Source organism: Nocardia sp. NPDC049190 (assembly GCF_040648115.1).
Taxonomy (GTDB): Bacteria; Actinomycetota; Actinomycetes; order Mycobacteriales; family Mycobacteriaceae; genus Nocardia.
Window position 1 is genome coordinate 1 of the sequence record NZ_JBEZDE010000089.1, and the last position, 7,455, is coordinate 7,455.

General features: G+C 61.9%; 3 protein-coding genes and 5 pseudogenes. 6 read left to right on the top strand and 2 right to left on the bottom strand.

The features are described from left to right. The first annotated feature begins 298 nt into the window (after positions 1 to 298). The 4 genes and pseudogenes from AB0B25_RS31720 to AB0B25_RS31735 form a co-directional block, all read left to right on the top strand. Complete coding sequence (locus tag AB0B25_RS31720) at positions 299 to 736, top strand: hypothetical protein (protein ID WP_357187439.1); 438 nt, start codon at positions 299 to 301, stop codon at positions 734 to 736. 378 nt (positions 737 to 1,114) lie between these two features. Then, positions 1,115 to 1,467 (top strand): annotated as a pseudogene (locus AB0B25_RS31725) (transposase); the annotation flags it as partial. Positions 1,468 to 1,576: 109 nt separating this feature from the next. Further along, a pseudogene (locus AB0B25_RS31730) lies at positions 1,577 to 2,862 on the top strand (ISL3 family transposase). A gap of 6 nt (positions 2,863 to 2,868) precedes the next feature. After that, a pseudogene (locus AB0B25_RS31735) lies at positions 2,869 to 3,226 on the top strand (transposase); the annotation flags it as partial. Between the two features lie 176 nt (positions 3,227 to 3,402). On the opposite strand, the gene AB0B25_RS31740 reads toward AB0B25_RS31735, so the two are convergent. Further along, positions 3,403 to 4,392, bottom strand: a complete 990-nt coding sequence (locus AB0B25_RS31740) for an NUDIX domain-containing protein (RefSeq protein ID WP_357187442.1) — start codon at positions 4,390 to 4,392, stop codon at positions 3,403 to 3,405. Between the two features lie 338 nt (positions 4,393 to 4,730). Between AB0B25_RS31740 and AB0B25_RS31745 the strand changes: the two are divergent. Continuing rightward, positions 4,731 to 5,069: pseudogene (locus AB0B25_RS31745) on the top strand (IS5/IS1182 family transposase); the annotation flags it as partial. Positions 5,070 to 5,543: 474 nt separating this feature from the next. Then, a pseudogene (locus AB0B25_RS31750) lies at positions 5,544 to 6,215 on the top strand (IS5 family transposase); the annotation flags it as partial. 141 nt (positions 6,216 to 6,356) lie between these two features. On the opposite strand, the gene AB0B25_RS31755 reads toward AB0B25_RS31750, so the two are convergent. Further along, positions 6,357 to 6,791 carry a hypothetical protein gene (locus AB0B25_RS31755; protein ID WP_357187445.1) on the bottom strand — a complete coding sequence of 145 codons (435 nt, stop codon included), beginning with the start codon at positions 6,789 to 6,791 and terminating at the stop codon, positions 6,357 to 6,359. Positions 6,792 to 7,455: the final 664 nt, after the last annotated feature.

Sequence of the window (7,455 nt, forward strand, 5' to 3'; positions counted from 1 at the left end):
GGGTGCGTTCCTAGACAGCTCGCACTTCACTCGGAGGTCTTCGCCTTTGTCACCTCGACACGCCGTGACCAACGTCCATGGTCAGTACACCTGGCCGAGGCGGCAACGACGGCTCCTACGAAACAGGTTCCGGCGTCGACGAAACACACAGAACGTTGCGCCGAAACCTACCACCGACCAGGCCACCGTGACATCAAAATTCGTCTGTACCAACATCTTCAGATCGAGGGTGTCGCCGATATTCCTCGGTAAGTGCTGTCACAGATGACCTGTACAACCAGCCAACCCCCTCGACAAGGTGGAAACGACGATCAGCGTGCCCAGGACGCTGCCGCGCCCGGCACCACCACGGCACATCTATCGGGTACTGGATGCGATCTGCTCGCGCCGCCTGCGCAAGGACGTACCGACCGACGTACTGCGGGACCGGGTGTTGTTCGAGACCGCCTACCAGTGCGGCACCCGCGCCAGTGAGGCGTGCGGGCTGCACGAGACCTACGACCCCTCCGGCGTCGGCCGCATCCTGTTCGCGTTCTTCGCCGCGATGGCCGAAACCGACCGCGAGGCCATCCGCGAATCCACACTGGAAGGCCTCAATGCCGCCTCCCACAAAGGAAACCACGGCGGACGTCCCTCGGTGATCACCGACGACATGCTGCACACCGTGCTCCGCCGCCGCGCGAACTGCGAATCCGTCGAGGACATCCGACCAGATCTCTACATTCCCGCCGGCTAACGCAAAGGCAGCAACCCCAGCCTCGCCAGCATCTACCGAGCACTGACGAACACCAGGAGCGCCAGGCGTTCCCCGATCGCAGTGAAGGCCGGCGCCTGATCAGCCGGATCCAACCATCCCCGGTAACTCATTGCCCGTTTCGCACGTATCCCGACAGGCCCTCCGGTAGAAACTGCGTTCTGGTAATATTTTCGGCCTCGATGTACTGATTCACCGCGCCAGCGGAAGGCGGACGCGCCCGTAGTTTCGCGACCCCTCTGGCGCAGCTCGTGTCAGTCGGTCGCGCAGGGCTGACAACACTTCAATAAGATCGTGTCTCACGTCGCGGTAGGTCGTTGAAGGTGTGTAGTAATCAGTTGTGCTGCATGATGTCTGGTCGTGGTCGATGTTGTGTCGCAGCGTTTGGTGCCGGATGGGTTGTGGGCGCTGGTCGAGCCGTTGTTGCCGAAGTTCGTGGCCCGTGCCCAAGGCGGAGGTACCGCGCCAGTCGATGAACGTGCGATCTTCACCGCAGTCGTGTTCGTGCTGACCAGCGGCTGCGCCTGGCGCGGATGCCGCCACCCTCGTTCGGGGTCACCGTCGCGACAGCGCATCGCCGATTCACAGCCTGGACCGAGGCCGGTCTGTGGCGACGACTACATTGCGCGGTACTCGACAAGCTGGGTAGCGAAGGCATGATCGCCTGGTCACAGGCAGTGGTAGACGCGGCATCGGTACGGACGAAAAAAGGCTCTATGTAGTCATGTGTGGGCGGGTTTGGCCTGTTGAGGGGGCAACGTCGTTGCGACGTCTAGTTTCTGAGCTGTCGAGGAACAGAAACTGGATGGACGGAGAACGACGTTGCCCTCAATCAGGGTATGGGGTCGGTTGTTGGGTGTGAACGGGGCGGTTGTGGAGTCGGTTGATTTCGACGAGTCCGCGCAGGTGATGGTTGCCGGGGTGTGCTGGTCCGTCGCCGTGGGCGTGACCGGCGTGGGGTGTGTTCGCGGCGGTGTCCCCGTTATGACGCGGGTCGGGGGCGGCGCAGGTGGCGTGCCCTGGACCTGGGAACCGTGCGGGCCTTCGTCGAGGCGGACGCACCGAGAGGCCGGTGCGGTGAGCACGGTGTTGTGGTCGCCGCGGTGCCCTGGGCCAGGCACGGCGCCGGCCATACCCGTGCTTTCGATAACACTGTGGCATGGTTGGCGACCCTGTCATCGCGGACCACGGTCCGGCAGTTGATGCGGATCGCGTGGCCCACCGTCGGGTCGATCATCAGCCGGGTCCGGGCCGATATCGACGCCGAGGTCGATCGCCTCGCTGGACTACGCAGGATAGGGATCGACGAGATCAGCTACAAGAAGGGACACCGGTATCTGACCATCGTGGTCGACCATGACACCGGCAGGCTGGTCTGGGCGGCACCCGGCAACGACAAAGCCACGTTGGCAACGTTTTTCGAGTTGCTCGGGCCTGACCGGTGCGCGCGGATCACCCACGTGTCCGCGGACGCGGCCGCGTGGATCGCCCGCACCGTCGCCCAGCACTGCCCCGAGGCGATCCGCTGCGCCGACCCGTTCCATGTGGTCAAGTGGGCCACCGACGCACTGGACCAGGTACGACGCCAAACGTGGAACACCGAACGCTCTCGCCCCGGCGGTAGCCACAAGGACCGGCGCGGCCGCACCGCCTCCGCCGGGGCGGCGCAAGGCATGAAACGAGCCCGATGGGCGCTGTGGAAAAACCCCGAGAACCTCACAGACCACCAACGCCACAAGCTCGCCTGGATCGAGAAGACAGACCCCCGGCTTTATCGCGCCTACCTGCTCAAAGAAGGGCTTCGGCATGTCTTCGCGGTGGGTGGACAGGCCGGTAAGGACGCATTGCAAAGGTGGCTGTCCTGGGCGTCACGATGCCGGATACCCGAGTTCGTCAAGCTCGCACGAACCATCAGATCCGAACCCTCGGCAATCCATGCCACGCTCGATCATGGCCTGTCCAACGCGCTGATCGAGTCGACCAACACCAAGATCCGACTACTGACCCGACTGGCCTTCGGGTTCAAACATCCCGACGCCCTGATCTCCCTCGCACTGCTGGCCCTCGGCGGCTACCGCCCCGAATTACCCGACCGCACCCACACATAACTCAATAGAGCCCGAAAGAGGGGTGCCATGACCGGCCCGAGCCCGGTCGACCGCGGCAAGTCCGGTTCGAAGCTCCATGTGCTGTCCGACCGCGCTGGAATACCTATGGCCGTGGCCGTCTCGGCGGCCGATACCAACGACGCCGATGCATTGCGCCCGCTCGTGCGAGCCATCCCCGCACTGCGTTCGCGACGCGGTCCACCTCGGCGCCGCCCAGCGAAGTCGCACGCCGACAAGGCATACGACCACACCGAACTGCGCCGTTGGGTCCGCGACCGGGGCATCGGTGTCCGCATCGCACGCAAAAGGCATCGAATCCAGCGACCACCTCGGCCGCCACCGATGGGTAATCGAACGAACGATCTCCTGGTTGACCGGCTACCACCGGCTCAACATCCGCTACGACCGCAAAGCCACACACTTCCTCGGATTCCTCACCCTCGCCGCAGCCCCCACCGGCTACAAGAAACTCGCCAAGACGAAACCTACGACATGAGACACGGTCTAAGGAGCTCATCGGCTGTGCTCGGCGGCGAGTGTTTAATGCAGACCCTCAATCGCTACGCGCATGTATTCTCCTTGGCTGGCGAACATGTTCGAGTATAGTTCATCGTCGACTTTCGTCCATTGCACTTTTTCCGCGTCGCTGCCGGCCAGAACCCGGACATTGGCGGCCTCGCTGGGATTCAAATGATAATGGAAGGCTGTGGTTTCCATCCACGCGTTGTCCGTGTTTCGGGTGTCGTCTACATAGCCTTGATAAACTTGCCGGACTCGTGAGGAATCGATCTGGATGCCCTCTACGCCGGCTTCTTCGCCGAGTTCTCTGTTCGCTGCTTGCCATGGCTGTTCGCCGGGATCTATCTTGCCGCCGGGCAAGGCCCACTCGCCGGTGTCTTTGCGTTTGATCAGCAGAATCTCCAGCTCGCCGCGCTCGTTGTACCTGGTGATGATCGGATCGGCGGCCTGCGTTGCGCCCCATTTGTTCAGCATTCCACGGCCACGCAAACCGGTTCTTCCGCGTGGGTTCATCGGGTAACCTCCCTCTCGCCGCACCTCCGCCACTTCATGACTGAAGAAAGTTTCGATCTCCCGCGGGTCGTCGGGGTCCGGATAGTCATCTTCTTTGCGATGTCGGGTTCTACCTCGTGGTATATCGACGAAAGGAGGGTCGTATTCGGGGAAGTCGACACCGAAAGAGGTTTTGTTCGGCGGAACCGGAAACCGTCGAAGATCGACGATGCCATTTTCCTCCGCCATCTCCCGGAGCTTCTTGTTGATGGTCTTGTCCGGAGTTGTATCCTCACTTCCCGGCGCCGGCGCCGGCGTCCGAGAAAGTCCGGATATCGGATTCTCCCGTACGGCCCTGTCGAACGTGTTTTCAATGTTTCCGTCTTCGGCTTCGAATGTATGAGCGGCACCCTTCAATGGAGTGCTACCGGTGTCTCTGGTCATGTCCGATGCGGCTTTACCGGATTCCGATATCCTCATTTTCAGAAGATTGCAAAGTTTGTTCATCAAATCGCTCACTGCTCTACTGATCACCCGGAATCTCACTATTTAGAGTTTGTTCGGGGGCCATGCGCGTGCGGTTGCGTGCCGACGCAGCCCGGCCGCAGTGACCCTCTGCTGTCTCGATATGACCGTAGTTCAACAAGTTTTCGAAATGATTGAACCGAAACGGTGCGGTTGCCACCGGGTTCGAGAGCAACGATTCATGACAGGTTCGGGCTGATGGCGATGAGTAACGTTGCGGTGCAGTATATTTCGCATTTGTGGTGGCGTCCCTCGCAGTGGAGGGACAATGGCGACCCCGCCGAAGACGGTGGTGACCGATGTCGGGCGATCGCCTCGACGACCTCGGACCGCTGCCCGAGACGATCACTGTGCACTTGGACTCCGGCTACGACTCGGGCAAAACACGGGACCTGCTGGCCGGGCGCGGCCTGCACGGGCAGATCGCAAACCAAAGGTGAGGAGGCGCCGATCCAGGCCAGCGAGCGCTGGCATGCGGAAAGAACGAATTCCTGGCACAACGCTTTCAATAGGCTGAAACGTTGCCATGAACGCCGCGAACGCGTCATCGACGCCTGGTTCGACCTCGCCGACGCGTCCGCGCCCTCATCCGCCGTCCCTGGATCACCCACCGCTGGGACAGCCGCCCAGCACACCGCCGGTTACCAAACCCAATCTACGCGACCTCTTAGCCTCGCCGTCCAGACCGAAGATCACCCCGGGTCGCACGATGAGCTGGGTGTTGCCGTTGACGCGTCGCAGGGTTGCCTTTTGGGCTCCTTGTACGGCAGGGAGATTTGGGTGAACAGCCGCGCCAGGAAACCAATTTCGGGTTCGGCGTCCCAAAGTTCGACTGCAGCGTTGACGAAGCCCAGGTCGCTGCGCTTCTGCCGGGGCACCGCGGGCCAACCTACCAGACTCCCTCGCCCTTGTGGCGACACCGCTCGCACACCTTGCCGACCGTCGCAGGTGCACCAGCAGCAATCGCACCACTTCTTGTATACCTTGCCGACCCGAGACGGTTATCCACGCATACCTTGTCGACCCCGACCTTGCATTTACGCAGGTGACATGCGCAAATCGAGTCAGCCTTCAGACCGTATCGCACGTGATTGTGATTCGCTTGTGTTGTGCCGGAATCGGTTGTGCTGCATGATGTTCGACTCGTGGTCGACGAGTTGTCGAAGCGGTTGGTGCCGGACGAGTTGTGGGCTCTGGTTCGTGCCGGTACTTCCGGAGTTCACTGCGCGTCCGCAGGGTGGTGGCACCGCGCCGGCCGACGAGCGCGCGGTGTTCACGGCGCAGTGGTTGTGCGTGGCGGATGCTGCCGCCGCCGTTCGGGGTCACGGCGCCGACGGCACACCACCGGTTCAGCGTGTGGAGCGAGGCCGGACTGTGGTGGCGTCTACACACCGCCGTCCTGGACGAACTAGGCTGCCGAGGCTTGATCGACTGGTCACGGGCGGTGATCGACGCAGCCAGTGTTCGAGCGAAAAAGGGGATCTTTGACCGGTCACAGCCCAGTCGACCGCGGCAAGCCCGGCTCGAAGATCCACGTCCTGTCCGACCGCGCGGGAATCCCTCTGTCGGTGGGTGTTTCTGCCGCCAACACCAACGACGCCGAAGCACTGCGTCCGCTGGTAAAAGTGGTACCAGCCATTCGGTCGCGGCGCGGTCCGCCCCGACGCAAACCCGGCAAGCTGCACGCCGACAAAGCCTACACGGCCGAACTGTGGTAATGGGTGCAAGACCGCGGCATCAGTGTCCGCATCGCCCGCAAGGGCGTCGAATCCTCGCAGCGCCCTGACCGCCACCCGTGGGTTATCGAACGCACGATTCCTGGTTGGCCGGCCACCACCGCCTCAACATCCGATACGACCGCAAAGCCACCCACTTCCTCGCTTTCCTCACCCTCGCCGCGACACTGACCTGATACAAGAAACTCACGAAATCAACCACGTAAGACACGAAGAACTTGATTATTCAACAAGGTCATCGTTAAGGTCTGGACAATCGTCCAACTTGATTTGTTCCCATCCCAGCGCTGTTCGCCAGCCTTCGCGTCGGAATGCCCAGTCCTGGACGGCGTTCACGACGGTGTCGAACGCAGCTGAGGATCCACTGCCCCATGGCCGGTCGTCGCTGATGGTGGCGCGATAATATTTGCTCGGTCCACCGTCGCGACGCTCGACGATATAGCAGTGCCCCTGGCCTGGATCCACTTGTTCATCGAGGCGAACCTGGATGTAGTGGTCGCCGGGTTCCCGGCTGTCGAACCGGTCCACGATCACGAACGGCGCCCTCGCATTCATGTCGGCAAGGATGTCGTGCAGCTGCGTCTCGGATGGATCCTCGATCGTCCGGTAAGAATCCGTGGCTACGACCTGTGGCGACTCGGTCTTGTCATATGTCACGCCAATAACCGTAGACGAGCGGTATTGCCCCTAGTCGGTGAGGCGACCAACAGGTATCCCAGTTGGTGAGACTTCTTTCAGGTCGGAGAGCCCGGCAGATCACCGAGCGTCCGGAAACTCTCATCTGCCGTTGCCGGTTGCAAACTGTCACCGCGTTGGCCTGCGTCGGGGCGAGGCGGCGCTGAGTCGCCGAATTTGGTTGCCAATAAAACGATTGGTTCGGCACGACATGCGGTTGCCAAACATGAAGAAACTCCTGCTGTATCAGCGGTGGTCGGGAGCACGTTGCGCCGGAAAGCAATGGCACCAATGGCGTATCGCCAATTCGCTGCCTGCATCGGAAGCCGGCGTGTGCCGACGACTGGCATTGGGCGGCGCTGAGCCGCCGCGGCCTGATCGATTGGCAGCAGGCGGTGGTCGATGCCGCACTCATAAGGGCGAACGAGGTCCGATCTGATCGGACCAATCCCGACCCGGAGTTCGGCTACCGGTTCCTCGCTGACGAGGCCCGCGCGGCTGGCGAACCGATGGCTGATCGCACCGCCTGCCGGATCTGCTCGGCCTAGTACCAATGCCGTGCAGTTAGGGCCTGTCGATCAATAGCACGCAATTTGTCCGAATGTTGTTGGGCTGGTGTGGTGTTGAGTAACGGCTGCGGCGTCTG